Below are 25558 nucleotides of genomic sequence, written 5' to 3' on the forward strand. Positions count from 1 at the left end.
TCACCATACTGACATCAATTAACAATAAACATGCCCCGGCACCGTAGAGTGGGTTTCTCACACTTATGACAGGAAGATGCCATGGCTCGATTCCCGTTGCAAAAGGCCGCTTCGCGGCGCAGTGCGTCCTGGTGCAAGCTCGCCCTCACCCTGCTGACCCTGGTGTTCGGCGCAAGCTTCGGCGCCGCGCAGGCCAAGCCAGTCAAAACGGCTTATGAGTACTACGCCGAGGGCAACCCCGATGTGGTGCCCACGGTCAGCCAGTCACAACCCCACCCGTCGTATGTACTGATGGGCGGTGGGCCCGATGTGGACGATGCCTTTCGGTGGATGATCCAGCGCGCCGGGGTGGCGCCGGGCACTGGTGGCCGCCTTGTGGTGATCCGTGCCTCGGGCGATGACGGCTACAACCCTTACATCTACTACAGCGGCCGCAAGTCGGCCATGGACTCCGTGGTCCGGGACGGCTGGGTTGGCGGGGCTTCGCTGGGCCTGAGTTCGGTCGAAACGCTGGTGATTCCCAGCACCGCGGCCGCCAACGACCCTTTTGTCAACACCGTGCTGGCCCGGGCCAATGCAGTGTGGATTGCCGGTGGTGACCAGGCCAACTACATCCGCTACTGGAAGGGCCAGGCGCTGGAGGCGACCTTGAACGGCCTGATGCAAAAGAACGTGCCTATTGGCGGCACCAGTGCGGGGCTGGCCGTGCTGGGCGGGTTTGACTTTGCCGCGCTCAATGGCACCGTCACCTCCACGCAAGCGCTAAGCAATCCCTACAACAGCTACGTGACGCTGGACCCCAACCCCTTGAGCACGGTGGGCGGCTTCATCGCACCGCCGGCGCTGGCCAATACCATCACCGATTCGCACCTGGATTCACGCGATCGCATGGGCCGACTGATCACCTTTGTGTCCCGCCTGATCGGCACCTATTCCGGCGCGGGCCAGCAAGAGTTCGGCTGCCCTGGCGGCGTGCTGGGCAACAACACCGCCCGGGGCATCGGCATTGGCGTGGAAGCCGCCCTGCTGGTGCAGCGCAACCCTGACCTCACCTACAGCGGCAGTCGGGTGACCAATATCTCCACCACCACGGAAAGCGCGGTGTACTTCATCAACGTAACGCTGGGGCCGACCGTGTGCGCTGCGGGCAAGCCCCTGGAAGTGCCCACGTCATCGGTGGTGATTCGCAAACTCGCCAATTCCGCTGCGTCAATCAACCTGACCGACTGGTCGGGCTTCCCCATCTACCAGTCGGTGGGCGTGATGAACGGCACATTGCTGCCGGCCAACCCCTACTGATGCACCATGGCGATCAGGTGTTCTTGCTGATCGAGATCGTTGGGAACTTGCTGGAGAAGTCTTTCGCCTGCCGGGCGATCTTCACCGCCACATCGCGCGCCACCTTCTTGTAGATCCTGGCCACGTCGCCATCGGGATCGGCCACCACCGTGGGCTTGCCACTGTCGGCCTGCAGGCGGATGCTCATGTCGAGCGGCAGCGCGCCCAGGTAATCCATGCCGTACTCGGCCGCCATCTTCTTGCCGCCGTCGGCGCCAAAGATGTGCTCGACCTGGCCGCAGTTGCTGCACACATGCACGGCCATGTTCTCGACGATGCCCAGGATGGGCACACCCACCTTCTCGAACATCTTGATGCCCTTCTTGGCATCGAGCAGCGCGATGTCCTGCGGCGTGGTCACGATCACGGCGCCTGTCATGGGCACGCGCTGGGAGAGCGTGAGCTGGATGTCGCCGGTGCCGGGGGGCATGTCGATGATGAGGTAGTCGAGGTCTTTCCAGTTGGTCTGCCGCAGCAGCTGCTCCAGCGCCTGCGTGGCCATGGGGCCGCGCCAGATCATGGCCTCATCCTGGTCCACCAGGAAGCCGATGGACATGACCTGCACGCCGTAGTTCTCCAGCGGTTCCATGGTCTTGCCATCGTCGCTTTCGGGGCGGCGGTTGATGCCCAGCATCATGGGCTGGCTGGGGCCGTAGATGTCGGCGTCGAGCACGCCCACGCTGGCGCCCTCGGCGGCCAGGGCCAGGGCCAGGTTGGCGGCCGTGGTGCTCTTGCCCACGCCGCCCTTGCCCGAAGCCACGGCAATGATGTTCTTGACCTGCGGCAGCAGCTGCACACCGCGCTGCACCGCATGGGCCACCACTTTGGTGGTGATGTTGACCGACACGTTTTCGACCCCGGCCACGCCCTTGGCGGCGGCCACCAGGCTGCGGCGCAACTCGGGCACCAGGCTCTTGGCGGGGTAACCCAGCTCCACATCAAAGGCCACATCGCCGCCAGTGATCTGCACATTGCGCAGGGCGCGGGTGCTGACGAAATCCTGGGCTGTGTGGGGGTCCAGCACGCTGGAAAGTGCGGCCAAGAGGCCCTGTTCGGTGACTGCCATTCAATAAACTCCAGAAGAGGCCGGTAGTCTATCCAAGCGCTGTTCCCCCGTTGTCTGAAGGACAATGCGCACGCCCCACCGCAGGCGACATCCCGTGAAACCGAATGAAAAGGACCTCCGTGAAATTCAAGATGGCCGAGAAATCCCTGTTTGCCATGCTGCTGCGCTCGCCGTGGTGGGTCAGCTTCGTGGTGGTGGGCGTCATCGTCCTGGCGGCAGGTGCGCTGCTGCCCAGGGAGTATTTCGTGGTGGGTGCGCTGGCCGGATTTCCCATCTTCGTGGTGGGCTGCATTGCCGCCTGGAAGCAGCTGCGCGCACCCAGCCCCGCCCACCTGTCCGGAATGCTCGACGCAGCGGCCCGCATGCCCTGGCGTGACTTTGCCAATGCGCTCGTGGCCGCCTGGACGCGCGCGGGCTACACCGTGGAGCGCCTGCCGGGCAACGGTGCTGCCGATTTCTGCCTGGCGAAGAACGGCAGCACCACGCTGGCCAGCGCCCGCCGCTGGAAAGCCGCCACCCATGGCGTGGAGCCGCTGCGCGAACTGCGCGCCGCCATGGACCAGCGCGGCGCTCCCACGGGCCTGTATGTGCTGGCACAGGGCGGCCTGAGCGACAACGCCCGGCTGTATGCGCGCGACAACGGCATCACCATCGTGCAGGACGCCGCCCTGGCCGCGCTGCTGCTCGCCAAGGCCTGATCCAGCGCCCCGCACAAGCCGGCCCGCCGCACCGTGCCGACCGCCACCCCATCGCCCCGCACAGGCCTGCTCCTCACCGGGGGCGGCGCCCGGGCCGCTTACCAGATGGGCGTGCTCGAAGCCATTGCCGACCTGCGCCACGCCTGCGGCGCCAGCCGCCAGCCCAATCCGTTTCCCATCATCACGGGCACCTCGGCGGGGGCCATCAACGCCGCCGCGCTGGCCTGCGGCGCCGACGATTTCGACCGCACCGTGCGCCGCATCGCCCGCGTGTGGCGCCAGTTCCACGCGGGCCAGGTATACGGTGCAGATCCGTTCAGCGTGATGCGCAGCGGTGCCCGCTGGCTCACCCTGGTGTCGCTGGGCTGGGCGCTGGCCCGCTGGCGCCGCATGCGCCCGCGCTCGCTGCTGGACAATGCACCGCTCGAAAAACTGCTGGGCAAGATGGTGCCGCTCATGCGCCTGCCCCGGCTGATGCACAAAGGCCACCTCACGGCACTGGCGGTCACGGCATCGAGCTACAGCTCGGGCGAGCATGTCACTTTTTTCGAGGTGGCCGACGGTGAACAGCCCTGGGTGCGCTCGCAGCGCAAGGCGGTGCGCGCCCGCATCACGCACGAGCACCTGCTGGCGTCTTCGGCCATTCCCTTCGTCTTTCCGGCCAAGGGGCTCGCCATCGATGGCCACACCGAATACTTTGGCGACGGCTCCATGCGCCAGTCGGCCCCCATCGCCGCAGCGATCCACCTGGGGGCCGAGCGCGTGCTGGTCATCGGCGCGGGCCGCATGCACGAGCCCCAAGGCGACAGCGCCGCCACGCCCTCGCCCGGGTACCCATCGCTGGCGCAGATTGCCGGGCATGCGCTGTCCAACATCTTTCTGGATGCGCTGTCGGTCGATGTGGAGCGGGTCAAACGCATCAACCAGACGCTGTCGCTCATCTCCGAGGACAAACGCTCCCACAGTGCGCTGCGGCCCATCGAGCTGCTGGTGATCGCCCCCTCGCAGCGGCTCGACGCCATAGCGGCCCGCCATGTGGGCGACCTGCCCGGCCCCGTGCGCGCCATGCTGGGCGCCCTGGGCGTGACATCGAACATGGCCGATGTGCGCGGCGCGGCGCTGGCCAGCTACCTGCTGTTCGAACGGGGCTACACCCAGGAACTGATGGCCCTGGGCCGCAAGGACACCCTGGCCCGGCGGGCCGAGGTGTGCCACTTCTTTGGCTGGAAGGACACGGGCGCCGAACTGCGCACCCGGCCATACACCTGACGCCGGGTCTGCACCCCCACCGCAGAGCGCCTAAAATTGCGGGTTCCGCCCGAGAAAGCCGCTTCCATGACGTCCTCCGCACGCAAACTCTTCGTCACCACCGCCCTGCCTTATGCCAACGGCAACTTCCACATCGGCCACATCATGGAATACATCCAGGCCGACATCTGGGTGCGCACGCAGCGGCTGCTGGGCAACGCGGTCAACTTCGTCGGCGCCGACGACACCCACGGCGCGCCCATCATGATCGCCGCCGAGAAGGCCGGCAAGTCGCCGCAGCAATTCGTGGCCGACATCGCCGCCGGGCGCCAGCAGTACCTGGACGGTTTTCACATCGAATTCGACAACTGGCACAGCACGGACGCACCCGAAAACCACCAGCTCGCGCAAGACATCTACCGCGACCTCAAGTCCAACGGCCTGATCGAGACGCGCACCATCGAGCAGTTCTTCGACCCCGAGAAGAACATGTTCCTGCCCGACCGCTTCATCAAGGGCGAATGCCCCAAGTGCCACGCCAAGGACCAGTACGGCGACAACTGCGAGGTCTGCGGCGCCGTGTATGCGCCCACCGATCTGATCAACCCCTACTCGGCACTGTCGGGCGCCAAGCCGGTGCTCAAAAGCTCGGAGCATTTCTTCTTCAAGCTATCCGACCCGCGCTGCGTGGCCTTTCTGGAAGACTGGACGCAAAACGGCCGCCTGCAACCCGAAGTGGCCAACAAGGTGCGCGAATGGTTCACCGTGCGCACCAACCCCGACGGCACGACCAGCGAGGGCCTGGGCGACTGGGACATCTCGCGCGATGCGCCCTACTTCGGCATCGAGATCCCCGATGCACCGGGCAAATACTTCTACGTATGGCTCGACGCCCCCATCGGCTATCTGGCCTCGCTGAAGAACCTGCTCGATAAGCGCGGCCAGGACTACGAGGCCTACATGGCCGACCCGGCGCTGGAGCAGTACCACTTCATCGGCAAGGACATCGTCACCTTCCACACCCTGTTCTGGCCCGCCACGCTGAAGTTCAGCGGCCGCAAGGTGCCCGACTCGGTGTTCGTGCACGGATTCCTCACGGTGAACAACGGCGAGAAGATGAGCAAAAGCCGCGGCACCGGCCTGGACCCGCTCAAGTACCTGGGCCTGGGCATGAACGCCGAATGGCTACGCTACTACCTGGCCACCAAGCTGAGCAGCCGCAACGAAGACATCGACTTCAACGCCGACGACTTCATGGCCCGCGTCAACAGCGACCTGATCGGCAAGTACATCAACATCGCCAGCCGGGCGGCCGGCTTCATCGCCAAGCGCTTTGGCGGCCAGCTCGGCGAAGTGTCGGCCGACGGCGATGCGCTGCTGGACCACCTGCGCACCTTGGCCCCGTCCATCATCGAGCTGCTGGCCGAGCGCGAATACGGCAAGGCCCTGCGCGAGACCATGCTGCTGACCGATCGCGTCAATGCCTACGTGGACCAGAACAAGCCCTGGGAGCTGGCCAAGCAGGACGGCATGGAAGGCCGCCTGCAGGACGTGTGCACCACCTGCATCGAGGCCTTCCGCCTGCTCACCATCCTGCTCAAGCCCGTGCTGCCCGCGCTGGCCGCGCAGGTCGAGGCCTTCCTCAAGGTGCCGCCCTTCTCCTTTGCCGACGCCACCACCATGCTGGGCAAGGGCCATGCGATCGGCGAGTACAAGCACCTGATGCAGCGCGTGGATGCCAAGCAGCTGGAAGCATTGTTTGAGCCTCCAGCACAGGCAACGATTGAAACCGCAGCCCCCGGCGGCGAGGAGCTGGCCCCCACCATCACCATCGACGATTTCACGAAGATCGACCTGCGCATTGCGCTGATCGTGAACTGCGAGGCCGTGGAGGGCTCGACCAAGCTGCTGCGCCTGACGCTGGACGTGGGCGAAGGCACTGACCCGCAGGGCAATCCCGTCACGCGCAATGTCTTCAGCGGCATTGCCAGCGCCTACCAGCCCGCCGACCTGATCGGCAAGCACACCGTGATGGTGGCCAACCTGGCGCCGCGCAAGATGAAGTTTGGCGTGTCGGAAGGCATGGTGCTGGCCGCCAGCCATGGCGACGAAAAGGCCAACCCCGGCATCTACGTGCTCAATCCCTGGCCCGGCGCCACGCCCGGCATGCGCGTGCGCTGACACGGTCACCCCAGAACCGGACACGGCGATCCCGGACACGCCTCCTTGGGGCGCGCACGGGTGGCAACATTTCGCCCGCGCCCTTCATGCAGGTTCAACCCCGCACAAACGCAGCGGCTTCTGCCCAGGTGGTGCGGCCGGAGCACAAGCCTCAGCGGAACATGCCCGCGGCCTCCTGCCTGCCCCAGCGTGCACACCCGGCGTTCAGGGCAATACGACCTGGGCCTTGGCTCGGGCGATCTGCAAATTCGCATCGCGCTGCAGCAGCAGGCGCTGCGCCACCAGCGCGTTGGCCGCTTCGGTCACGGCCGCCACGTAGCCCTCTTGCGTTCCATACAGTTCCTCCAGCGAGGGCCGCGCATCGCCCGCCGCCAGCCGCGCGGCGCGCGTCTTGTGGAAGGGGATGAAGCTGCCCGTGAGGTTGGCCAGATCGGTGATGCCGGGTGTGGCCACGTAGTTGAACTCGATGCTGGTGCCCAGCGGCGCACGCGCCTCCACGCTGCGGATGCCGGCGCGGGTGAGGCCCGTGGAGGCATCGACCTGCGGAACAAGGATGGCGTAGTCGCGGCCCAGGTTGCGCGGAGGCAGCACGGTGGCGATGCCCGCCTCGTCCTGCGGGATGTACTGCGGGCCAAAGTCGAACAGCGGGAAGTTGTTATACAGACCGCGATAGCTGAAGTCCGGGATAGGCGTCTGCACGCCGCCCACCGCCCAGGTCAGCCCCTTCATGGCCGGGAAGCTCAGCGCCTCGGGCCGCACCAGCGTGCCGTCAGCCAGCTTGGGCACCTGGCTGGCGGGCGGCTGCGTGCCGCGCACCACCCAGTCTTCCAGGTTCAGGAACAGCGCGCGGAAGGTGTCGTTGAACTGCACCACCGTGCCCGTGGGGTACGTGGCGCGCGTGGGCGCATAGGCAATGCTGGCCGTGCCCCCTGCCCCGCCGTGCTGGGTGCTGGCGTAGTAGTAGATGCGGGCGTTGTCGGGCTGCGGCAGGTCCTTGGTGCCGTTGGCGTCGGTCAGCACGGGCGAGCCCTGCAGTTGCCAGAACTCCGTGCCCGACAGGCCCAGGAAGAACTTGGGGCAGGTGTTGGTGGCGGCGCAGCGCTTCATCACGCCACCCTGGCGGCCACTGATGTCGTCCATGTAGTCCTTGTCCAGCCCACGCGGCGCGGTCTGGCCAAAGGCCGTGTGGTCGGTGCGCAGGCCACCACCACCGCCGGGCACGGCAAAGCGGGTGTTGATGTGGGTCTGCCGCGCGGCCACGTGGGCGTACATGCCGTCGAACACCTTGCCCCCATCCAGCGCCTGGTTGAAGCCCAGGTGCAAAAAGGTCTTCATCGCGTTGCCCGACTGCGAAGTGCCCTGCCCCAGCGTGTACTGGATGCGGCCTGCGAGCGGGTTGGGGGTGCCCGCCGAGTCCGCCGCCTTGCTGCGGAAGAAGCTCACGGTGTCGCGCAGCGCAGCCAGGCCCACGCCCATCACTTTGGGGTCCTTGGCGACGTAGACCAGTTCATACAGGTAGGCGGGGTCGAACCCGCCCTTCAGGCACACGCTGGTGGGACTGGCCGTGCCGGGGAAGGCGTTGGTGCCCGTGTCGCAAGTGGCGAACTTCCAGTCGCTCGCGGGCACAGGGATGCGCGCATCCGTCTCGTTGGCGCGGCGGGTGAGCGAGTAGCCGGGCTGCGTGTTGTCCAGGCTGGCGGGCTCGTACGGAATCATGGTGCCATTGAACACGCCGCCGGGCAGCGTCATCGCGGGGCTGGCCGCAGCAGGCACCAGCTCGGCGCGGTAGGGACCGGTGATGCTGCTGCCGTCCTTGTTCTTGGCCACGGGCACGCTCACCGTGAGGCGCGCAGGTGTGCTCTTGGGCACGTCGCCCTGCCAGGCCGAGTACAGCATCACGTACCCCCGCTCCAGGTAGACCGCATCGCTGGGCGAGGCCGTGGGGTTGAGCAGCGTGAGGATGTTGCCGCGGTTGGGCGCGTCGTAGCGCAGCACGCCGCTGGCCTTGGCCATGTTCTTGGGCTTGAGCATGACGAAGTCGGCCTTGTACTCGACCATGCCGTTGGCATTGGTGGGCGCCAGCGCCAGGTCCTGGATGGTGGCGTTCTTGGGGTCCTTCGGATCCACCTCGCCGCTGAGCGTGCCGGTCAGGCGCTCGTATTCGCCCACGTCGCCATAGGTGCCGGGGAAGGCTTCGGTGGCGGTGATGGCCAGCTTGAGAGCCGGGCCCTTGGGCGCGTCGTTGCTGGAGCCCCCGCAGGCGGTGATGGCGGCTGCGGCGGCGGCTGTCAGCGCGAGTTTGGTGAATGCATGAAGCGGTTTCATGGTGTCTGTCTCCTTGGATGGATGGTGGTGCGGGCCGCTTGGGCGGCTCTGGAACAAAACGGCAGCGTCTGTTGCGCTGCGCGCGGGCAAGGCTTCGCCCAGACCTGCCGGTAAAGGCAGGCTGCGAGAAGCAAAACGGGAATGAAACGGCCCGGTGGGTGGGTCGGTGGCTTATTCGGCCTCGATACCTGCGGCCTTGATCACCTTGCCCCACTTCTGGGTTTCGGCAGCCTGGAACTTGGCGAGTTCATCGGGCGTTGTGGTCCAGGCTTCGGAGCCTGCGTTGTCGTAGAAGCTCTTGGCCGCAGCGCTCTTGGTGGCGGCGGTCAGCAGCTCGTTCAGGCGCGCCACCACTGGCGCGGGAGTGTTGGCCGGCACGTAGGCCGCAAACCAGTAGCCCATGTCGTAGCCCTTCACGCCCGCCTCGTCGAGCGTGGGCACGTCGGGCAATTGCGCGCTGCGCTTTTGCGTGGAATAACCCAGCGCACGCAGTTTGCCCGCCTTGACCTGCGGCACGCCGGTGGAGGTGTCGGTGATCATCAGATCGATCTGCCCGCCCAGCAGGTCGGTGATGGCCAGCGGGTTGCTCTTGTAGGGCACATGCAGGATGTCCACGCTAGCCAGTTGCTTGAGCATTTCGCCCGCCATGCGGCTCGATGAGCTGCCGCTGCCAAAGCTGAGCTTGCCGGGGTTCTTCCTGGCAAAGGCCAGCAGCTCGCCCACGTTCTTGTACGGCGCGCTGGCGTTGACCACCAGCACCTGCCCGCCCTTGCCCAGCCCGGTGACGGGTGCGAAGTCCTTCACCGGGTCATACGAGAGCTTCTTGTACAGGTGCTCGTTGGCCGCGTGCGTGGTGTTGGTGGTGATGAGCACGCTGTAGCCATCTGCCGCCGCCTTGGCCACGGCAGACGCAGCAATCATGCCGCTGGCACCGGCCTTGTTGTCGATGACCACGGGCTGCTTGGTGTCGTTGGTGATGGACTGGCCCAGCGCACGGGCCAGCTGGTCAGTGGCGCTGCCTGCGGCAAAGGGCACGACGAAAGTGATGGCCTTCGAGGGGTAGGCGCCAGCAGCCTGGGCGACGGCTGCGGGGGCGTGCAATGTGCCGAGCGCCAGCACGGCGGCTGTGGCGAGCAGAGCGCGGCAGCAGCCTGCGCGGGGGGATGGATGGGTCATGTTGTCTCCTTGTGTTGGTATGGATGGGAAAGGAAGGGAAAGAAACCAGAGGACTTACACGGCGGGGCCACCGAAGTACGGCGCCAGGTGCGTTGGCACGGTGACGGGCATGTCCAGCAGCAGGTAGCTCAGTGCCTTGCCGTGGCTGTCGAGGTTGAGCGAATCGTTCACGCCGCCGTCGAGCACGTCGTCCAGCACGATGTTCATGGCCTGCAACTGGGGCAGCAGGTAGCGCGTGACCTGGCGCGGGCGGCGCTGCGCGAACTGGCGCGCCACGGCGGCCTCGGTGACCTGATCGACCAGCACATCCCACAGCGCGGGGTGCCAGGCGATGACGCTGATGTTGGAACGGTTGCCTTTGTCGCCGGTGCGGCTGTGGGCCAGGCGGTAGAGGGGAACGGTGATGGGGTGGTCTGTTGTGGTCATACCTTGAATCCTCAACTCACCATCTCGAAACGCACGGCCACCGCATCGCGCGGCACCAGGCACGACACGGTGCCCAGGCGCGGCCGCATGGCAGTGCGCACGCCGCCGCCGCCTGCGGGACCGCAGGTGTAGAGCGCGGTCATCTCGCGCAGCAGGCGCTGGGCGCTGGCGCGGTCGCGGTGCTGCAGGGCGACGCGCAGGCGCACGTCTCGGGCTTCGTCGTTGCCGTGGGCGGCTGCGTCCAGCCAGCGGCTGGTGTCGTCGCCAAAGATGCTGGTCACGCCGATCAGGTCGATGCGCAGCGGGCCCAGGCCCTGCAGGCGCTGGCGCAGCACCTCGCCCGCCAGCCGCGCACGGGCCTCGGCGCGCGGGCCGGCGTAGGAGATTTCGCCCTCGGCAAACCAGCCGGATTCAAAACACACATTGACCTTGAGCGTGGCGGGCCGGGCGTGGCCCTGCACACCTTCCAGCCTCACGGCGTCGGAGCCCACGGTGGCCACGCGGGCGGCGGTGATGTCGGCCACCACATCGGGCGTGAGGTACGCCGCCGGGTCGTGCAGCTCGTACAGCAGTTGCTCCTTCACCGTGCGCTCGTCGATGCGGCCGCCGGTACCGGGGGGTTTGGTGATAGTGCAGTGGCCGTCGGCATCGATCTCGGCGATGGGGTAACCCAGCTGGGCCAGACCCGGCACGTCCTTGTAACCGGGGTCGGCAAAGTAGCCGCCCGTGACCTGCGCGCCGCATTCCAGCAGGTGGCCTGCCATGGTGGCGCGGGCCAGCCGGTCCCAGTCGTCCAGCGCCCAGCCGTAGTGCGCCAGCGCGGGGCCCAGCACCAGCGATGGGTCGGCCACGCGGCCGCAGACCACGATGTCGGCGCCCGCGCGCAGCGCATCGGCAATGGCCTGCGCGCCGATATAGGCGTTGGCGCTGACGATGGGCTCGGTGGGCATCGCGGTGCCCAGGGCACCCTGCAGCAGCGCGCGGTGCTCAGGGCCGCTCAGGTCGTCGCCCTGCAGCACGGCAATGCGCGGGCGGGCAAGGCCCAGCTCGGCCGCCAGCGCGTGGATGCGGCGCGCAGCGCCGTGCGGGTTGGCCGCGCCAAAGTTGCTGACAATGCGCACGCCGTGCGCCAGGCACTGCGCCAGCACGGGGCGCAGCAGGTCCACCAGCAGGGGTTCGTAGCCGGCATCGGGATCGGTGCGACGGGCCAGCTGGGCCAGGGCCAGCGTGCGCTCGGCCAGGGTCTCGAAGATGAGCACCGAGGGCTGGCCGCTGGCAATGAGCGCCTGCACCACGGGTGCAGCAGCGTCGGTGCGGTCGCCCGAAAAGCCGGCGGCGCAGCCGACCAGCAGAGTGGTGTTGTTCGCCATGGGTTTGTTGTCTCCTGGGGCCACTGTAAATAGTGTGCGGTATTCTGTTAAATCGATTGTTACGATGAATCTATCTGAATTTCAGATAAATTAATGAGCCGCCGATTTACCATCCACAGCACCAGCCATGAGCACCGCCCACCTCTCCAGCCGCCAGCTCGACGCCTTCATTGCGCTGGCCGCGCAGCGCAGCTTCACGCGCGCCGCCACGCTGTGTCATTTGTCGCAGCCTGCGTTCAGCGCCCTCATCCGCGCACTGGAAGATGACCTGGGCCTGCGCCTGTTCGACCGCAGCACGCGGCATGTGGACCTGACGCCCGAAGGGCAGAACTTTCTGGAATCGGCCCGCCGCATCCGCACCGAGATAACCAACGCGCTATCTGCCGTGCGCGATGCAGCCACCCTGCAGCGCGGCCGCGTGGCCGTGGCGTTGCTGCCTTCTCTGGCGGCGGGCTGGCTGCCGGGCGTGCTTGCGCAGTACAGCGCTGCGCACCCGGGCATCGAGATCGACATCGCCGATGTGCTGTCAGAACCCTGCATCGACCGCGTAGCCAGCGGCCATGCCGACTTCGCGCTCGCCGCCATCCGCGCCGACACCCCGGCGCTGCAGGCCGACCCCTTTTGCAGTGACGACTTCTACCTGGTGTGCCCCACCGACCACCCGCTGTCCCGCCAGCGCAAGGCCGTCACCGCACAGGACCTGGCGGCCTGGCCGTTCATCCACCTCGCGCGCACCAGCAGCGTGCGCCAGTACCTGGAGGCCGCGCTGCACCCGCAAGCCATGCACACGTTGATGGAGGTCGAGCAGCTGGCCACCGTGATGGGCATGGTGCGCGCGGGACTGGGCATCAGCGTGGTGCCTGCGCTCACACTGTTTCATTTCGAGCAGCCGGGGCTGGTAACGCGGCCGCTGTCGTTGCCAGGCCTCACGCGGCAGATCTATCTGGTGCGGCGGCGGGACGAAAGCCTGTCGGTAGCGGCGCAAGCGCTGTATGCTCTGGTCATGAAGAAGCGGCCATGAGCACCATCCAGAGCACAGCCATTCCTTCGGCATCTACACGCTCCATTGGCCGGGTACAAAGCCCGGCAGCGCGTGCGCTGAATGCGGCCCGACTTGTGCGCAGTCTGGCCTGTGCCTTGGTGGGCACCTTGCTGCTGCCACAGTTGCTGGCCGGCTGCACGGTGGTGGCGGTAACCACCACGGCCGTCAGCGTCACAGCCACCGCCGTGGGCTTGGCAGCGGATGCGGCCGTGGGCACGGCCAAGGTGGTGGGCAAGGGCGTGGGAATAGCCGTCGATGCCATGTCCAGTGACGAGGCAGCGGCCGACAACAGCGGCATCCAGATCAGGGAATCCATCCGCCCGGCGCCCGGAGCGCAATCCGCACCGCCCGCACTGCCGGACCCACTGTCCCCGTCAAATCCGCCCCCGCTCACTCCCCGGTATAGCGCCCCGGCCGGTGGCTGATCCACAAAAAACCGCTCATCACCAGCACCGCCAGCACCGAATACGCCACCCGCTCCACCGGCACGACGAACAGCGCCAGCAGCACCACGGTGCCGTCGATCATCATCTGCACCTTGCCGGCGCGCATGCCGTAGCGGCTTTGCAGGTACAGCGACACCACCGTGGCCCCACCCAGGCTGGAGCGGTGGCGCGCCAGAAACAGGCAGCCCGTACCCAGCAGCAGCCCGCCCAGCAATGATGCGAACAACGGATTCAGGTAGTCCACATGCATCACATGCGGAAACAGCTCGGCCAGCAGCGACAGCAGGGCCACGCAGACAAAAGTCTTGATCGTGAATTCGCGCCCCATGCGCGTCCAGGCGAACCAGTAAAACGGCAGGTTCACCACAAAGAACAGTTTGCCGAACGAGATGCCCGTGACGTAGTGCAGCAAGAACGCCACCCCCGCCGTGCCGCCCACCAGCAGGCCTGCCTGGTTGAACAGCATGAGCGCCATGGCCACGAACAGCGTGCCGGCAAACAGTGCCTGCACGTCTTCGAACGTGCCGTGGCGCAGGGAGGAAGGCGAAGGGGAGTTGTCAGGCATGGAAGAGTTCACGAGAGGAGTGCAGGCAAGCAACGCGCCAGGCCATGGAGCGGCTGACCGCGGCGCCGGCAAAGCCCGCCATGGCATCTTGGAAAAAATGCCTGTATCGCTTATGCAAAGATCGTATTATGCTATTAATTAAATAGCATCAACAAAAAACACGCGCCAGCAGGGTACGACCGCAGCGGTTGTGCTTTGTTACCGGCTCACTACACTGGGCCACCGGCTTTTGCCTTCGCTGGCCACCCGCGCCCTGTCCATCCATGCGTTTCTCGCCCGCCTTTCGCCCCCGCCTGCTCGATGCCCTGCGCGGTTACAGCCGCAGCCGCTGGCTGGCCGACCTGGGTGCGGGCGTTACCGTGGGCATCGTGGCACTGCCACTGGCCATGGCGTTTGCGATCGCCAGCGGGCTCAAGCCCGAAGCCGGACTCTGGACGGCCATCATTGGCGGCTTTCTGATTGCGCTGCTGGGCGGCACCAACGTGCAGATCGGCGGGCCGGCTGGTGCCTTCATCGTCATCGTCTATGGCATCGTCGAGCGTTACGGCGTGGCCAACCTGCTGATCTCCACGGCCTGCGCGGGCGTGCTGCTGTTCCTGCTCGGGATGTTCAAGCTGGGCAGCCTGGTGCGCTTCGTGCCGGTGAGCATCGTCATCGGCTTCACCAACGGCATCGCGGTGCTGATTGCGCTGTCGCAGCTCAAGGACTGGCTGGGACTGGCCATCGACAAGATGCCCGGCAACTTCTTCTCGCAGGTGCACACACTGGCCCTGCACATGGGCAGCATCAACCCCTACGCGCTGGCGCTGGGCGCTGCCTGCCTGAGCGGGCTGTTTGTGTGGCCGCGCCTGTTCGCGCACGGCTCACCGGTGCTGCGCGTGGCCGAGGGCCACACCGTGCGCCGCTTTGCCCGCATTCCGGCGCCCGTGGTGGCGCTGGTCACGCTCACGGCGCTGGCGCGCTGGCTGGAGATGCCGGTGGAGACCATCGGCAGCCGGTTCGGTGGCATTCCGCAGCAGCCGCCGGCCTTTGCGCTGCCCGATTTTTCGTGGGAGACGGTGCGCCTGCTGGTCACGCCCACCGTCACCATTGCGCTGCTGGGCGCCATCGAATCGCTGCTGTGCGCGCGCGTGGCCGACCAGGTGGCCACTGACCCGCACTACCGCAAGCACGACCCCAATCAGGAACTCATGGCCCAGGGCGTGGCCAATTTCGTGGTGCCGTTCTTCGGCGGCATGCCGGCCACCGGCACCATTGCCCGCACCGTCACCAACCTGCGGGCGGGCGCCAGCAGCCCCATTGCCGGCATGGTGCATGCAGCCACGCTGGCGGTGATCGTGCTGGTGGCTGCGCCGCTGGCGCTGCATATTCCGCTGGCGGTGCTGGCCGGCATCCTGCTGCATGTAGCGTGGAACATGGGCGAATGGCACGAGTTTGTGCGCCTGCGGCATTTCAGCAACCACTACCGCTTGCTGATGCTGGGCACGTTTTTCCTCACTGTGGTGTTCGACCTCACGGTGGCCGTGGAGGTGGGGCTGGGGCTGGCCTGCGTGCTGTTTGTGCGGCGCATGAGCGCGCTGTTCCGCGCCGAACCCAAGTCCGCGTCCACCCCCGGTACCGATGGCCTCGCCCTGGAGACTGGCCCCCGCCCCCGCATGGCCTGGCGCCTGCACGGCGCGCTGTTCTTTGGCGCAGCGGCCAAGATCGACCCCATCGTGCAGGCCATCGAAGCCGGCCCCGACAACCCCGAAGTGCTGCTGGACGCACGCGACCTGTTCGCGCTCGACACCACCGGCCTCGAAGGCCTGGAACAGATCCTCAAGGCCGTGGGCCAGCGCGGCGGCGTGCTGAGCGTGCTGGATGCGCAGGAGCAGCCGCGCTCGCTGATGGAGCGATCGGGCTTCAGCGCCCGGCTGGCCGAGCAGAATGCGGCGCAGGCGGCCGGCACCGATGCCCACCACAAGGACCGGGAGGAGACACCCCATGCAGGCACGGCACCATGATGTGGTGATCGTCGGCGGCGGGCTGGCCGGCATCGTCACCGCACTGGAGTGCCTGCGTGCCGGCCAGTCGGTCGCCCTGATCGACCGCGACACGCCCGAGCGCCTGGGTGGCCTGGCCCTGTGGGCCTTTGGCGGCATGGCGCTGGTGGGCACGCCACTGCAGGCGCGCATGAAGATCCCCGACACGCCCGAACGCGCGCTGGCCGACTGGCTGCGCTTTGGCGAACTGGGCACCGAAGAGGTGTTCCCCCGCCAGTGGGCCGCGCATTACGTGCAGCATTCGCGCACCGAGGTCTATGACTGGCTGCTGGCCAAGGGCCTGAAGTTCATGCCCGCCGTGAACTGGGTGGAGCGCGGCATGCACGGCGACGGCAACAGCGTGCCGCGCTACCACATCGTCTGGGGCACGTCGCGCGAGCTCACCCGCCGCATGATTGCCGCGATGCAAGCGGCGGGCGAATCGGGCAAAGGGCGGCTCACCTTGCTGCACCGCCACCGCGCCACCGCGCTCGACCTGCAGCAGGGCCGGCCCACCGGCGTGCTGGCGGTGAACGAAGACACCGGCGCCGAGCGGCTGCTGAAGGCCCCCGTGGTGGTGCTGGCCATGGGCGGCATCAACGGCGGCCACGCGCAGACCCACGCCAACTGGCCCAAGGACCGCCCCCTGCCCGCCACGATGCTCAACGGCGCCTACCCGTTCGCTGACGGCCAGATGCACCACTGGGTGGCAGACAGCCTGGGTGCGTGCATCACCCATGCGGGCGAGATGTGGAACTACGCCGCCGGCTTTCCGCACCCCTTCCCGCATTTCGAGGGGCATGGCCTGTCCGCCATTCCGTGCAAATCGGCGCTGTGGCTCGACCACAGCGGCCGGCGCATCGGCCCCGAGCCGCTGGTGACGGGCTTTGACACCCACTGGCTGTGCCAGCGCGTGGCGCAGCAAGAGAAACCCTGGACCTGGCACCTGCTGAACTGGCGCATCGCGGCCAAGGAGTTCGCCATCTCGGGCGCCGAGCACAACCAGCGCATCCGCGACATGCAGTTCCCCCAGTTCCTCAAGGAAACGCTGCGGGGCAACCACCGGCTGGTGAAACAGATGGCCGCCGAGAGCCGGCACTTCCTGGTGGACGACACGCTGGCCGGCCTGGCCGCCAAGATGAACGCGCTGACCGGCACCCAGGACGTGCAGCCCGGCGTGCTGCAGGCCACGGCCGACGCCTTCGACGCCAACTTTTCCAATGGCGCCAGGCTGCACAACGACGACCAGATCCGCCGCATCCTGCACGCGCGCCAGTGGGGGCCCGACAAGCTGCGCACCTGCGCGCCCGCGCCGCTGCAAAAACCCGGCGCGGGGCCCTACATCGCCGTGCAGATGCAGCTCATCACGCGCAAGAGCCTGGGCGGCCTGCAGACCGATCTGCTCAGCCGCGTGCTGGATGGTTCCGGCCAGCCCATCGACGGCCTGTACGGCGTGGGCGAGGCCGCGGGCTTTGGCGGCGGTGGCGCCAGTGGCAAGCGCTCGCTCGACGGCACTTTTTTGCCCGGCTGCATCCTCACCGGCCGCGCCGCCGCGCGTTCCATCACCACGGGCCACGGCCTCTGCTGACCCAACCCCAGGAGACTTCCATGCCCAACGGCGCCCAAGCCCTGATGAAGACCCTGGCCGATGCCGGCGTCGAGGTCTGCTTCACCAACCCCGGCACCAGCGAAATGCACTTCGTCGCCGCCCTCGACAGCGAACCGCGCATGCGCGCCGTGCTGGCCCTGTTCGAGGGCGTGGCCACGGGCGCGGCCGACGGCTACGCGCGCATGGCCGGCAAGCCCGCCGCCACGCTCCTGCACCTGGGCTGTGGCCTGGGCAACGGCCTGGCCAACCTGCACAACGCGCGCAAGGGCAAGGTGCCGGTGGTCAACATCGTGGGCGACCATGCCAGCTACCACGTGCCCTACGACGCGCAGCTGCAGTCCGACATCGAGACCGTGGCGCGCAATGTCTCGCCCGGCTTCGTGCGCACATCGCAGAGTACGGCGCAGCTCTGCCAGGATGCCGTGGACGCCGTCGCCGCCGCGCGCGGCCTGCCCGGCCAGGTGGCCACGCTGATCCTGCCCGCAGACGTGTCGTGGGGCGAGGGTGGCGTGCCCTGCGCGCCCCCGCCGCCGCCGCGCCCCGCAGCGGCAGACGACGCCACGGTGCAGGCCATCGCCCAGACGCTGCGCGCGGGCCCCAAGGCCGCGCTGCTGCTGGGCGGCCAGGCACTGCGCGCGCCCGGCCTGCTGGCGGCCGCGCGCATCGCCGCGCACAGCGGCGTGAAGGTGTTCGCCGAGGTGTTCCCGACCCGGCTGGAGCGCGGTGCGGGCCTGCCTGCCGTGGAGCGCATCGCCTACCTGGCCGAGCTGGCCGGGGTGCAACTCGCCGGTATCGAGCACCTGGTGCTGGTGGACGCCAAGGCACCGGTGTCCTTCTTCGCCTACCCGGGCAAAAAGAGCGACCTCGTGCCCGACAGCTGCACCGTGCACACGCTCTCCACCCCGGCGCAGGATGCGGCCGCCAGCCTGGGCCAGCTGGCCGATGCGCTGGGCGCCGCACAGGCCCCACCCGCGCTGCAGATCGCCAGCCGCCCGGGCCGCCCGCGCGGCAAGCTCACCGCCGAGAAGGTGTGCAAGGCCGTGGGCCACCTGCTGCCCGAGAACGCCATCGTCATCGACGAGGCCATCACCTCGGGGCTGATGCTCGCCCCCTTCACCGCCGGCGCGCCGCGCCACGACCTCATCACGCTCACGGGCGGCGCCATCGGCCAGGGCCTGCCGGGCGCCGTCGGCGCGGCCATCGCCTGCCCCGATCGCCAGGTGCTGGCACTGATTGGCGATGGCAGCGCGATGTACACCGTCCAGGCGTTGTGGACCATGGCGCGCGAGCAGCTCAAGGTCGTTTCCATCATCTTCAACAACGCCTCCTACTCGGTGCTCAACGTGGAGCTGGAGCGCGTGGGCGCCGAGGAAGTGGGCGCCAAGGCCAGATCCCAGCTGGACCTGGCCGGACCGGTGCTGAACTTCGCCCAGCTCGCCCAGGGCATGGGCGTGCACAGCGTGCGCACCACCACGGCCGAGGAGTTTGTGCGGGCGCTGGAGCAGGCCCTGGCCACGCCGGGGCCGCACCTGATCGAGGCCATGGTGCCGCAGTCGCTCAGCGGCCTCAAGCGCAGGCTGCTGCCGTGGCTGCTGCGCTCGCTGCCGAGCTTGCCGCCGGCGGTGGCGCGGGCGCTGAAACGGAAGATTGCGCCTTGACGGTTTTTGGGCTCTGGCGCTTTGTGGGATTGCGGTAGCGGCTATTGTTTTTGTAGTTTATGGCTTGCTTGGCTTGCTTGGGCTGAGGGCAGAGGCCGGGTCTCGCCCCGGCGGGCGAGGTACTTTTCTTTGCTTCGCCAAAGAAACGTACCCAAAAGAAAGGCGACCCACAGTCTGCGACCCCTTCGGGGCAGACCTGCGGCGGGGCGGTTGTGGGGTGCGCCGTGGAACTCGCTACGCGCTGGCGCGCTGCGCTCGGACAGCCACGGCGAGTCAGTGGACGAAGCATGCGCGCACTAGCGCGCATGCCACCCCGCAACCGCCCCGCCGCAGGCGCAGCCAGATGAGGTGGAACGGCCCAACAGCCGAACATCCATTCGGGCCATCGCGTTGCTCGGCCCCATCTCGCGGGCGTAAGCGCCACGCGCTGCACAGGCTGGGCCGAGCGCAGCGATGGCCCGAATGGATGTTTCGCTTTCCCTTCCCTTCTGGCTGCGCCTGCGGCGCGCAGGGGATGGTGGATCAGGGCTCGCGATTGTCTGAGCGCCGCAGGCGCGAGTTCGAGCGAGACCCCGCCAGCACCGAGCACCGCAGGCTGCCCGAAGCGCAGCGCAGGGTCGCAGACAGCAGGGTCGCCTTTTCTTTGCTTACTTTCTTTTGGCGAAGCAAAGAAAAGTAAGTCGGCCGCCGGGCCGAGACCCGGCCTCCGCCTTCAACCCAAGCAAATCATCAACTATAAAAACAATAGCTACCAGCGCCCACTAAATAAGCGCAAAAACCCAAAAAACTCAACTCCCCCCCTTGTTCTCCGGCGCATCCATATCCGGCCCCACCATCGTGCGCAGCACCGTGCTGCCATCCTTGGTCACCACCGTAAACACCTTGGGAATATTGGGCGGCTCGGCAAAGCGCCAGTCGTGGTGGGTTTCACCGCTCAACCGGTACGGCGTGACCTTGGCCGGCTTGCCTAGGCTGCGGCGCACCAGCGCCATGTCCATGCCGGGGGTGATGCGGGCAAAGTTCTCTGGCGTGAGCACCTGGCGCACGGCCACCAGCCGGCCGTCGGCGCCCACGGTGATCATGTAATTGATCTGGCCGGCGGGCTGGCGGTTGTATTCGAGGGTGCGTGCGCCATCGGCCTCGTCCCAGATGGTTTCGGGTGCGCCGAAGCGGTCGCGCACGTCGGCCTCGGTGGAAACACCGGGCTGCAACTCACTGATGCGCTGGGCATCGCATCCGGCAAGGGCCACCAGGCCGAGGGCTGCCGCCGCAACGGCCAGGGCACTGAAATGAAAGGACATGAAAGGCTCCCGGTAAAATCAAGGAAGAGAGGTTATCAGTTCATGTCCATTTTCCGCCGCCCCGACTACCAGTCCGAAGCCACCCAGTTCATCAACCAGCTCAAGGTGCAAAAGCCCGAGCTTGATGCGCAGCAAAGCGCCGGCCGTGCCCTGCTGTGGGACAAGCAGGTGGACCGCAAGATCTGGGGCGAGTACCGCGAAGCCCAGGTGGCGCAAAAGCCCTACGTCTACCAGACCAACGCGGATTGAGCATCACAATGGCTTCCAACGCTTTACCATCAAGCGTTGAAAGCTATTGATTGCATAGCAATTCATGCACAGCGCCAGCCCCGCAGAAGCCACTGCCGTCGCACCGGGCGCCATGCCCGACGTGGTGGACCAGGTGGCGCTGGCCCGCCTGTATGGCGAGCCGCTGTTTGCGCTGCCGCAAGACCTGTACATCCCGCCCGACGCGCTTGAAGTCTTCCTCGAAGCCTTTGAAGGCCCGCTCGATCTGCTGCTGTACCTGATCCGCAAGCAGAACTTCAACATCCTCGACATTCCCATGGCCGGCCTCACCCGCCAGTACCTGGTGTATGTGGACGAGATCCGCAGCCGCAACCTGGAGCTGGCCGCCGAATACCTGCTGATGGCGGCCATGCTCATCGAGATCAAGTCGCGCATGCTGCTGCCGCCCAAGAAGCAGGAGGGTGGTGAAGAGGCCGAAGACCCGCGCGCCGAGCTGGTGCGCCGCCTGCTCGAATACGAACAGATGAAGACGGCGGCCATGCGCCTGGCGCAACTGCCGCAATACGGACGTGACTTTGTGAAGGCGCAGGTGTACATCGAGCAAAGCATGCAACCGCGCTTTCCGGATGTGCATGTGGTGGATCTGCAGGAAGCCTGGCACGACATCCTCAAACGCGCCCGGCTGGTGCAGCACCACAAGATCACCCGCGAAGAGCTGAGCGTGCGCGAGTACATGAGCATGGTGCTCAGAACCCTGCAGGGGCGCCGCTTTGTCGAGTTTGAAGAACTGTTCGAGCCCGCCAACGGCAGCACCGTGCTGGTGGTGACCTTCATCGCCCTGCTGGAGCTGGCCAAGGAGACCCTGATCGAGATCACCCAGGCCGAGGCCTTTGCCCCCATTTACGTCCGGCTGGCCTATACACCGGCATGACCCCTCTGCGCCGCTCCGCGTCTTCCCCCCAGGGGGACACCACCCGTGGCCTGGCAAAGCCAGTTCCACTGGTGGCACTGGCATAGTGCAGCGCCGATTGCGCAGATCCCAGAAAACCACCATGCAGTCCCATGAATTCGACGTTCTCATCGTAGGCAGCGGCCTCGCCGGTCTTTCGGCGGCCCTGCACCTGGCGCCCACGCACCGCGTGGCCGTCATCACCAAGCGCCAGCTGCAGGACGGCTCCAGCGGCTGGGCCCAGGGCGGCATTGCCGCCGTGCTGGCCGACGACGACAGCTTTGCCGCCCACATCGAAGACACGCTGGTGGCCGGCGCGGGCCTGTGCGACCTGGCCACCACCCGCTTCGTGGTGGAGAACGCGCCCGAATCCATTGCCTGGCTGCGCCGCCTGGGCGTGCCCTTCACGCTCGAAGGCGACCAGCTGCACCTCACGCGCGAGGGCGGCCACAGCGCGCGCCGCATTGCGCATGTGACCGATGCCACCGGTGCCGCCGTGCAGCGCACGCTGATCGACGTGGTGCGCGCCACGCCCGGCATCACCCTGTTCGAGCAGCACACGCTGGTGGACCTGATCACCACGCGCAAGCTCGGCCTGCCCGGCAACCGCTGCCTGGGCCTGTATGCGCTGGACAGTGGCACGGACGATGTCGTCACTTTCCGCGCACCACAGACCATCCTGGCCACGGGCGGCGCGGGCAAGGTGTACCTGTACACCACCAACCCCGACACCGCCACCGGCGACGGCATTGCCGCCGCCTGGCGCGCGGGCTGCCGCGTGGCCAACATGGAGTTCATCCAGTTCCACCCCACGGGGCTGTACCACCCGCACGAAAAGTCCTTCCTCATCAGCGAAGCCGTGCGTGGCGAGGGCGGCAGGCTGCTGCTGCCCCCCTCGGCGGGTGGCACGCGCTTCATGCTGGACCACGACCCGCGCGCCGAACTGGCCCCGCGCGACGTGGTGGCCCGAGCCATCGACTTCGAGATGAAAAAACACGGCCTCGATTGCGTGCACCTCGATATCTCGCACCAGAGCCCGGCGTTCCTGCAAGAGCACTTTCCCAACATCCTGGCCCACTGCGCATCGCTCGGCATCGACATCACCAAGGAGCCCATCCCCGTGGTGCCCACGGCGCACTTCACCTGCGGCGGCGTGCTGACCGACCTGGCCGGCCGCACCGACCTGCCCGGCCTGTACGCCGTGGGCGAGGTCGCCTGCACCGGCCTGCACGGCGCCAACCGCCTGGCCAGCAACTCGCTGCTGGAATGCATGGTGTTTGCCCGCGCCGCCGCCCATGCCATTGCCGCAGCCCCCACCGCCGCGCTGCCCGCCGTGCCCGCATGGGACGACAGCCGCGTGACCGACGCCGACGAGTCCGTCGTCATCTCCCACAACTGGGACGAGCTGCGCCGCTTCATGTGGGACTATGTGGGCATCGTGCGCACCAACAAGCGCCTGGAGCGCGCCGCCCACCGCATTGCCATGCTGCAGGGCGAGATCCAGGAGTTCTACGCGCACTTCCATGTCACGCGCGACCTGCTGGAGCTGCGCAACCTGGTGCAGGTGGCCGACCTGATCGTGAAAAGCGCCCAGCTGCGCCGCGAAAGCCGGGGCCTGCATTTCAGCCGCGATTACCCCGAGGTGGCCGCGCCAGCCGCGCCTACGCTCCTCGTTCCACCGGTGCCCCGATGACTTACAGCGTCAAGGAAATCTTCTACACCCTGCAAGGCGAAGGCGGCCAGGCGGGCACGCCCGCCGTGTTCTGCCGCTTTGCAGGCTGCAACCTCTGGACGGGCCGCGAGCAGGACCGGGCGCAGGCCGTCTGCCAGTTCTGCGATACCGACTTTGTGGGCACCGATGGCACGCTGGGTGGCAAATTCGAGACGGCCACCGCACTGGCCGGGCTGATCGCCGCCCAATGGCCCGCAGGCGCGGGCCACCGCCTGGTCGTGCTGACGGGCGGCGAGCCCCTGCTGCAGGTGGACAGCGAACTCATCGACGCACTGCATGCGCAGCAATTCCGCATCGCGGTCGAAAGCAACGGCACCGTGGCTGCACCGAATGGCATCGACTGGCTGTGCATCAGTCCCAAGGCAGGCGCCCCCTGGGTGCAGCGTAGCGGGCAGGAACTGAAACTCGTCTGGCCCCAGCCAGGGTTTGACCTGCAGGCGCTGGAGCAGGACACGCATTTCACCCACCGTTTTCTGCAGCCCATGGACGGCCTGCTGCAGCGCCAGAACACCGCCGCCTGCATCGATGCCTGCCTGGCCCACCCGGCCTGGCGATTGAGCCTGCAGACGCACAAGCTCACCGGCATCCGCTAAGCCCTTTTCGCCCTATGTTGTTCACCATCTCCCAGCGCTTTTTCTTCGACGCCGCCCACACCCTGCGCCGCGAGATCGAGGCCGAAGGCAGCCGCCGTGTGCACGGCCACACCTACCATGCCGAAGTGTTCCTGACCGGAGCGCGCGACCCCGCCACGGGCATGGTGCTGGACCTGGGCCTGCTGCGGCAGGGCCTGGCCGTGGTGCGCGAGCAGCTGGACCACCACATGCTCGACGACGTGCCCGGCCTGGGCACGCCCACGCTCGAAAACCTGTGCGTCTTCATCGCCCAGGCGCTGCCCGCCGACCTGCGCGCCAGCGTAAGCCGCGTGCGCGTGTGGCGCGAGGCGCTGGGCGACAGCTGCATGCTGGACTTCTCCACGCACTGACGCGCCAACCGCCTTCGCAGCAGCGCATCCGTTCCGCCAGGCCCCGTTCCTTTCGCTTTCACCGACTTCATTGCCAGGAAACCCCCATGTTCCGCACCTTGCTCAAATCCAAGATCCACCGCGCCACCACCACGCACTCCGAATTGCACTACGAAGGCTCGTGCGCCATCGATGAAGACCTGCTGGATGCCGCCAACCTCGTGGAAAACGAACAGGTCCACATCTGGAACATCAACAACGGCGAACGCTTCATCACCTACGCCATCAAGGGCCAGCGCGGCAGCGGCATGATCTCCGTCAACGGTTCGGCCGCGCGCCGCGCCGCCGTGGGCGACCTGCTCATCATTGCGGCGTTTGCCCAGGTGCCCGAAGACAAGGTGGCCACGCACGAACCGCAGCTCGTGTTCGTCGATGACCGCAACCGCCAGACCGCCCTGCGCCACGCCGTGCCCACGCAGGCGCTCTGACAACAATCTGAAAGAATCCCCTGGTTCCGCCCAGACCGCGCAGGATGGCCCGCGCTCCGATCCTTCCTTGCCCTACCCCCAACCCGAGAACACGCCATGCCCCACCTGATCGTTGAATACTCGCAAAACCTCGCCGGCTTCCCCGAAGCGCAGGCCCTCACCGAACTGAACCAGGCCGTCACCAGCAGCCCCGAAGTGCTGGACGAGGCCGACCTCAAAAGCCGCTTCGTGCTGGTGGACAGCTTTGCAGTGGGCACCGCCCCCGCCAACCGCGCCTTTGTGCACGCCCAGTTGCGCCTGCTCTCTGGCCGCACGCCCGAGGCCAAGAAAGACCTGTCCGAGCGCGTGGCCGAGGTGCTGCGCCGCCTCACGCCCAAGCCGGCCGGCGTGATGGTGCAGCTCAGCGTGGAAATCGTGGACATGGACCGGGGCTCCTACGTCAAAGAGCGGCTGTAATTCCATTGCCAAACCATCCGTGTCGTTGTTGCTTCGCCTTGCCGTGCTACAGCACTGTCTGCGGCTTCGCGCCTAGACACGAATGGTTTGGCAACGGAATAAGCCACTTCACCACTATTTTTTGATCAGCCAAGGCTGCAGCGCTTATTGATAAAGCGCCTGCGGCTCTTTTTTTGATAGTGCACCAGCATCCCGCCCAGGGCAATCGCATCTAAATAGTGATACCCAAGACGCGCTCCAGATAGCCCAGATTCCACCCCGCACGCTTGCGCTT

The 25558-nt window shown here is 66.9% G+C and carries 23 protein-coding genes; 16 read left to right on the forward strand and 7 right to left on the reverse strand.

The window, feature by feature from the left end:
• The first annotated feature begins 81 nt into the window (after nucleotides 1-81).
• On the forward strand, nucleotides 82-1299 hold the full coding sequence (locus AC1RDS_RS13345; protein ID WP_287876493.1) for a cyanophycinase: 1218 nt from the start codon (nucleotides 82-84) through the stop codon (nucleotides 1297-1299).
• Between the two features lie 13 nt (nucleotides 1300-1312).
• On the opposite strand, the gene apbC is transcribed toward AC1RDS_RS13345, so the two are convergent.
• A complete protein-coding gene (gene apbC, locus AC1RDS_RS13350; protein ID WP_092696829.1) occupies nucleotides 1313-2404 on the reverse strand; it encodes an iron-sulfur cluster carrier protein ApbC in 1092 nt (363 codons plus the stop codon).
• Between the two features lie 104 nt (nucleotides 2405-2508).
• Here apbC and AC1RDS_RS13355 point away from each other — a divergent pair, with 104 nt between their 5' ends.
• The 3 genes from AC1RDS_RS13355 to metG all read left to right on the forward strand — a co-directional run bounded on the left by AC1RDS_RS13355 (nucleotide 2509) and on the right by metG (nucleotide 6531).
• Entirely contained in the window at nucleotides 2509-3102 is a 594-nt protein-coding gene (locus tag AC1RDS_RS13355) for a restriction endonuclease (protein ID WP_287876491.1), read from the forward strand.
• 33 nt (nucleotides 3103-3135) lie between these two features.
• On the forward strand, nucleotides 3136-4371 hold the full coding sequence (locus tag AC1RDS_RS13360) for a patatin-like phospholipase family protein (RefSeq protein WP_287876489.1): 1236 nt from the start codon (nucleotides 3136-3138) through the stop codon (nucleotides 4369-4371).
• Between the two features lie 66 nt (nucleotides 4372-4437).
• Nucleotides 4438-6531 (forward strand): methionine--tRNA ligase, encoded by a 2094-nt coding sequence (metG, locus tag AC1RDS_RS13365; RefSeq protein WP_092696831.1) that lies wholly within the window; start codon nucleotides 4438-4440, stop codon nucleotides 6529-6531.
• A 204-nt stretch (nucleotides 6532-6735) separates the two neighbouring features.
• Here metG and AC1RDS_RS13370 read toward each other — a convergent pair whose 3' ends face one another.
• The 4 genes from AC1RDS_RS13370 to AC1RDS_RS13385 all read right to left on the reverse strand — a co-directional run bounded on the left by AC1RDS_RS13370 (nucleotide 6736) and on the right by AC1RDS_RS13385 (nucleotide 11828).
• Nucleotides 6736-8856 (reverse strand): alpha/beta hydrolase domain-containing protein, encoded by a 2121-nt coding sequence (locus AC1RDS_RS13370; RefSeq protein WP_287876486.1) that lies wholly within the window; start codon nucleotides 8854-8856, stop codon nucleotides 6736-6738.
• A gap of 171 nt (nucleotides 8857-9027) precedes the next feature.
• Nucleotides 9028-10032 carry a Bug family tripartite tricarboxylate transporter substrate binding protein gene (locus AC1RDS_RS13375; protein WP_287876484.1) on the reverse strand — a complete coding sequence of 335 codons (1005 nt, stop codon included), beginning with the start codon at nucleotides 10030-10032 and terminating at the stop codon, nucleotides 9028-9030.
• A 54-nt stretch (nucleotides 10033-10086) separates the two neighbouring features.
• Nucleotides 10087-10458: an AtuA-related protein gene (locus tag AC1RDS_RS13380; protein WP_287876482.1), complete on the reverse strand. Its 372-nt coding sequence runs from the start codon at nucleotides 10456-10458 to the stop codon at nucleotides 10087-10089.
• Between the two features lie 11 nt (nucleotides 10459-10469).
• Entirely contained in the window at nucleotides 10470-11828 is a 1359-nt protein-coding gene (locus tag AC1RDS_RS13385) for an acyclic terpene utilization AtuA family protein (protein ID WP_287876480.1), read from the reverse strand.
• Between the two features lie 127 nt (nucleotides 11829-11955).
• On the opposite strand from AC1RDS_RS13385, the gene AC1RDS_RS13390 reads away from it, so the two are divergent.
• Complete coding sequence (locus AC1RDS_RS13390) at nucleotides 11956-12849, forward strand: LysR family transcriptional regulator (protein ID WP_287876478.1); 894 nt, start codon at nucleotides 11956-11958, stop codon at nucleotides 12847-12849.
• A gap of 95 nt (nucleotides 12850-12944) precedes the next feature.
• Nucleotides 12945-13295, forward strand: coding sequence for a hypothetical protein (locus tag AC1RDS_RS13395; RefSeq protein WP_492227098.1), 351 nt, complete (start codon nucleotides 12945-12947; stop codon nucleotides 13293-13295).
• Here the strand turns inward: AC1RDS_RS13395 and AC1RDS_RS13400 are convergent.
• Nucleotides 13261-13881: a YitT family protein gene (locus AC1RDS_RS13400; protein WP_092696832.1), complete on the reverse strand. Its 621-nt coding sequence runs from the start codon at nucleotides 13879-13881 to the stop codon at nucleotides 13261-13263. The two genes, AC1RDS_RS13395 and AC1RDS_RS13400, sit on opposite strands and share 35 nt — an antisense overlap.
• Nucleotides 13882-14144: 263 nt before the next feature.
• On the opposite strand from AC1RDS_RS13400, the gene AC1RDS_RS13405 reads away from it, so the two are divergent.
• The 3 genes from AC1RDS_RS13405 to AC1RDS_RS13415 are packed head-to-tail and all read left to right on the forward strand — an operon-like array spanning nucleotide 14145 to nucleotide 19169.
• The gene (locus AC1RDS_RS13405) at nucleotides 14145-15884 is read left to right on the forward strand and encodes a SulP family inorganic anion transporter (RefSeq protein WP_492227091.1); all 1740 of its coding nucleotides are present in this window, start codon (nucleotides 14145-14147) and stop codon (nucleotides 15882-15884) included.
• Complete coding sequence (locus AC1RDS_RS13410; protein ID WP_492227092.1) at nucleotides 15865-17490, forward strand: FAD-dependent oxidoreductase; 1626 nt, start codon at nucleotides 15865-15867, stop codon at nucleotides 17488-17490. Before AC1RDS_RS13405 ends, AC1RDS_RS13410 begins: the two co-directional genes overlap by 20 nt.
• Before the next feature lie 20 nt (nucleotides 17491-17510).
• Nucleotides 17511-19169, forward strand: a complete 1659-nt coding sequence (locus AC1RDS_RS13415) for an acetolactate synthase large subunit (protein ID WP_492227093.1) — start codon at nucleotides 17511-17513, stop codon at nucleotides 19167-19169.
• A 788-nt stretch (nucleotides 19170-19957) separates the two neighbouring features.
• On the opposite strand, the gene AC1RDS_RS13420 is transcribed toward AC1RDS_RS13415, so the two are convergent.
• A complete protein-coding gene (locus tag AC1RDS_RS13420; RefSeq protein WP_092696837.1) occupies nucleotides 19958-20470 on the reverse strand; it encodes an outer membrane protein assembly factor BamE in 513 nt (170 codons plus the stop codon).
• Nucleotides 20471-20512: 42 nt separating this feature from the next.
• On the opposite strand from AC1RDS_RS13420, the gene AC1RDS_RS13425 reads away from it, so the two are divergent.
• The 7 genes from AC1RDS_RS13425 to AC1RDS_RS13455 all read left to right on the forward strand — a co-directional run bounded on the left by AC1RDS_RS13425 (nucleotide 20513) and on the right by AC1RDS_RS13455 (nucleotide 25284).
• Nucleotides 20513-20719: a DUF3460 family protein gene (locus AC1RDS_RS13425; RefSeq protein ID WP_092696838.1), complete on the forward strand. Its 207-nt coding sequence runs from the start codon at nucleotides 20513-20515 to the stop codon at nucleotides 20717-20719.
• A gap of 64 nt (nucleotides 20720-20783) precedes the next feature.
• Entirely contained in the window at nucleotides 20784-21629 is an 846-nt protein-coding gene (locus tag AC1RDS_RS13430) for a segregation and condensation protein A (protein ID WP_287876467.1), read from the forward strand.
• A 121-nt stretch (nucleotides 21630-21750) separates the two neighbouring features.
• Nucleotides 21751-23340 (forward strand): L-aspartate oxidase, encoded by a 1590-nt coding sequence (nadB, locus tag AC1RDS_RS13435; protein WP_287876465.1) that lies wholly within the window; start codon nucleotides 21751-21753, stop codon nucleotides 23338-23340.
• Nucleotides 23337-23972 carry a 7-carboxy-7-deazaguanine synthase gene (queE, locus tag AC1RDS_RS13440; RefSeq protein ID WP_092696840.1) on the forward strand — a complete coding sequence of 212 codons (636 nt, stop codon included), beginning with the start codon at nucleotides 23337-23339 and terminating at the stop codon, nucleotides 23970-23972. Before nadB ends, queE begins: the two co-directional genes overlap by 4 nt.
• 14 nt (nucleotides 23973-23986) lie before the next feature.
• Nucleotides 23987-24361: a 6-carboxytetrahydropterin synthase gene (locus tag AC1RDS_RS13445; protein ID WP_492227094.1), complete on the forward strand. Its 375-nt coding sequence runs from the start codon at nucleotides 23987-23989 to the stop codon at nucleotides 24359-24361.
• 86 nt (nucleotides 24362-24447) lie between these two features.
• The gene (gene panD / locus AC1RDS_RS13450) at nucleotides 24448-24828 is read left to right on the forward strand and encodes an aspartate 1-decarboxylase (RefSeq protein WP_287876461.1); all 381 of its coding nucleotides are present in this window, start codon (nucleotides 24448-24450) and stop codon (nucleotides 24826-24828) included.
• A gap of 96 nt (nucleotides 24829-24924) precedes the next feature.
• Nucleotides 24925-25284 carry a 5-carboxymethyl-2-hydroxymuconate Delta-isomerase gene (locus AC1RDS_RS13455; RefSeq protein ID WP_092696842.1) on the forward strand — a complete coding sequence of 120 codons (360 nt, stop codon included), beginning with the start codon at nucleotides 24925-24927 and terminating at the stop codon, nucleotides 25282-25284.
• The last annotated feature ends 274 nt before the right edge of the window (nucleotides 25285-25558 follow it).

Source organism: Acidovorax sp. GW823-FHT02H02 (assembly GCF_058797075.1).

Excerpts from the sequence above, each read along its gene's own strand:
- AC1RDS_RS13345 (WP_287876493.1), top strand. The coding sequence starts at position 82 with ATGGCTCGATTCCCGTTGCAAAAGGCCGCTTCGCGGCGCAGTGCGTCC.
- apbC (WP_092696829.1), bottom strand. The coding sequence starts at position 2,404 with ATGGCAGTCACCGAACAGGGCCTCTTGGCCGCACTTTCCAGCGTGCTG.
- AC1RDS_RS13355 (WP_287876491.1), top strand. The coding sequence starts at position 2,509 with ATGAAAAGGACCTCCGTGAAATTCAAGATGGCCGAGAAATCCCTGTTT.
- metG (WP_092696831.1), top strand. The coding sequence starts at position 4,438 with ATGACGTCCTCCGCACGCAAACTCTTCGTCACCACCGCCCTGCCTTAT.
- AC1RDS_RS13370 (WP_287876486.1), bottom strand. The coding sequence starts at position 8,856 with ATGAAACCGCTTCATGCATTCACCAAACTCGCGCTGACAGCCGCCGCC.
- AC1RDS_RS13375 (WP_287876484.1), bottom strand. The coding sequence starts at position 10,032 with ATGACCCATCCATCCCCCCGCGCAGGCTGCTGCCGCGCTCTGCTCGCC.
- AC1RDS_RS13380 (WP_287876482.1), bottom strand. The coding sequence starts at position 10,458 with ATGACCACAACAGACCACCCCATCACCGTTCCCCTCTACCGCCTGGCC.
- AC1RDS_RS13385 (WP_287876480.1), bottom strand. The coding sequence starts at position 11,828 with ATGGCGAACAACACCACTCTGCTGGTCGGCTGCGCCGCCGGCTTTTCG.
- AC1RDS_RS13390 (WP_287876478.1), top strand. The coding sequence starts at position 11,956 with ATGAGCACCGCCCACCTCTCCAGCCGCCAGCTCGACGCCTTCATTGCG.
- AC1RDS_RS13400 (WP_092696832.1), bottom strand. The coding sequence starts at position 13,881 with ATGCCTGACAACTCCCCTTCGCCTTCCTCCCTGCGCCACGGCACGTTC.
- AC1RDS_RS13405 (WP_492227091.1), top strand. The coding sequence starts at position 14,145 with ATGCGTTTCTCGCCCGCCTTTCGCCCCCGCCTGCTCGATGCCCTGCGC.
- AC1RDS_RS13410 (WP_492227092.1), top strand. The coding sequence starts at position 15,865 with ATGCAGGCACGGCACCATGATGTGGTGATCGTCGGCGGCGGGCTGGCC.
- AC1RDS_RS13415 (WP_492227093.1), top strand. The coding sequence starts at position 17,511 with ATGCCCAACGGCGCCCAAGCCCTGATGAAGACCCTGGCCGATGCCGGC.
- AC1RDS_RS13420 (WP_092696837.1), bottom strand. The coding sequence starts at position 20,470 with ATGTCCTTTCATTTCAGTGCCCTGGCCGTTGCGGCGGCAGCCCTCGGC.
- AC1RDS_RS13425 (WP_092696838.1), top strand. The coding sequence starts at position 20,513 with ATGTCCATTTTCCGCCGCCCCGACTACCAGTCCGAAGCCACCCAGTTC.
- AC1RDS_RS13430 (WP_287876467.1), top strand. The coding sequence starts at position 20,784 with ATGCACAGCGCCAGCCCCGCAGAAGCCACTGCCGTCGCACCGGGCGCC.
- nadB (WP_287876465.1), top strand. The coding sequence starts at position 21,751 with ATGCAGTCCCATGAATTCGACGTTCTCATCGTAGGCAGCGGCCTCGCC.
- queE (WP_092696840.1), top strand. The coding sequence starts at position 23,337 with ATGACTTACAGCGTCAAGGAAATCTTCTACACCCTGCAAGGCGAAGGC.
- AC1RDS_RS13445 (WP_492227094.1), top strand. The coding sequence starts at position 23,987 with ATGTTGTTCACCATCTCCCAGCGCTTTTTCTTCGACGCCGCCCACACC.
- panD (WP_287876461.1), top strand. The coding sequence starts at position 24,448 with ATGTTCCGCACCTTGCTCAAATCCAAGATCCACCGCGCCACCACCACG.
- AC1RDS_RS13455 (WP_092696842.1), top strand. The coding sequence starts at position 24,925 with ATGCCCCACCTGATCGTTGAATACTCGCAAAACCTCGCCGGCTTCCCC.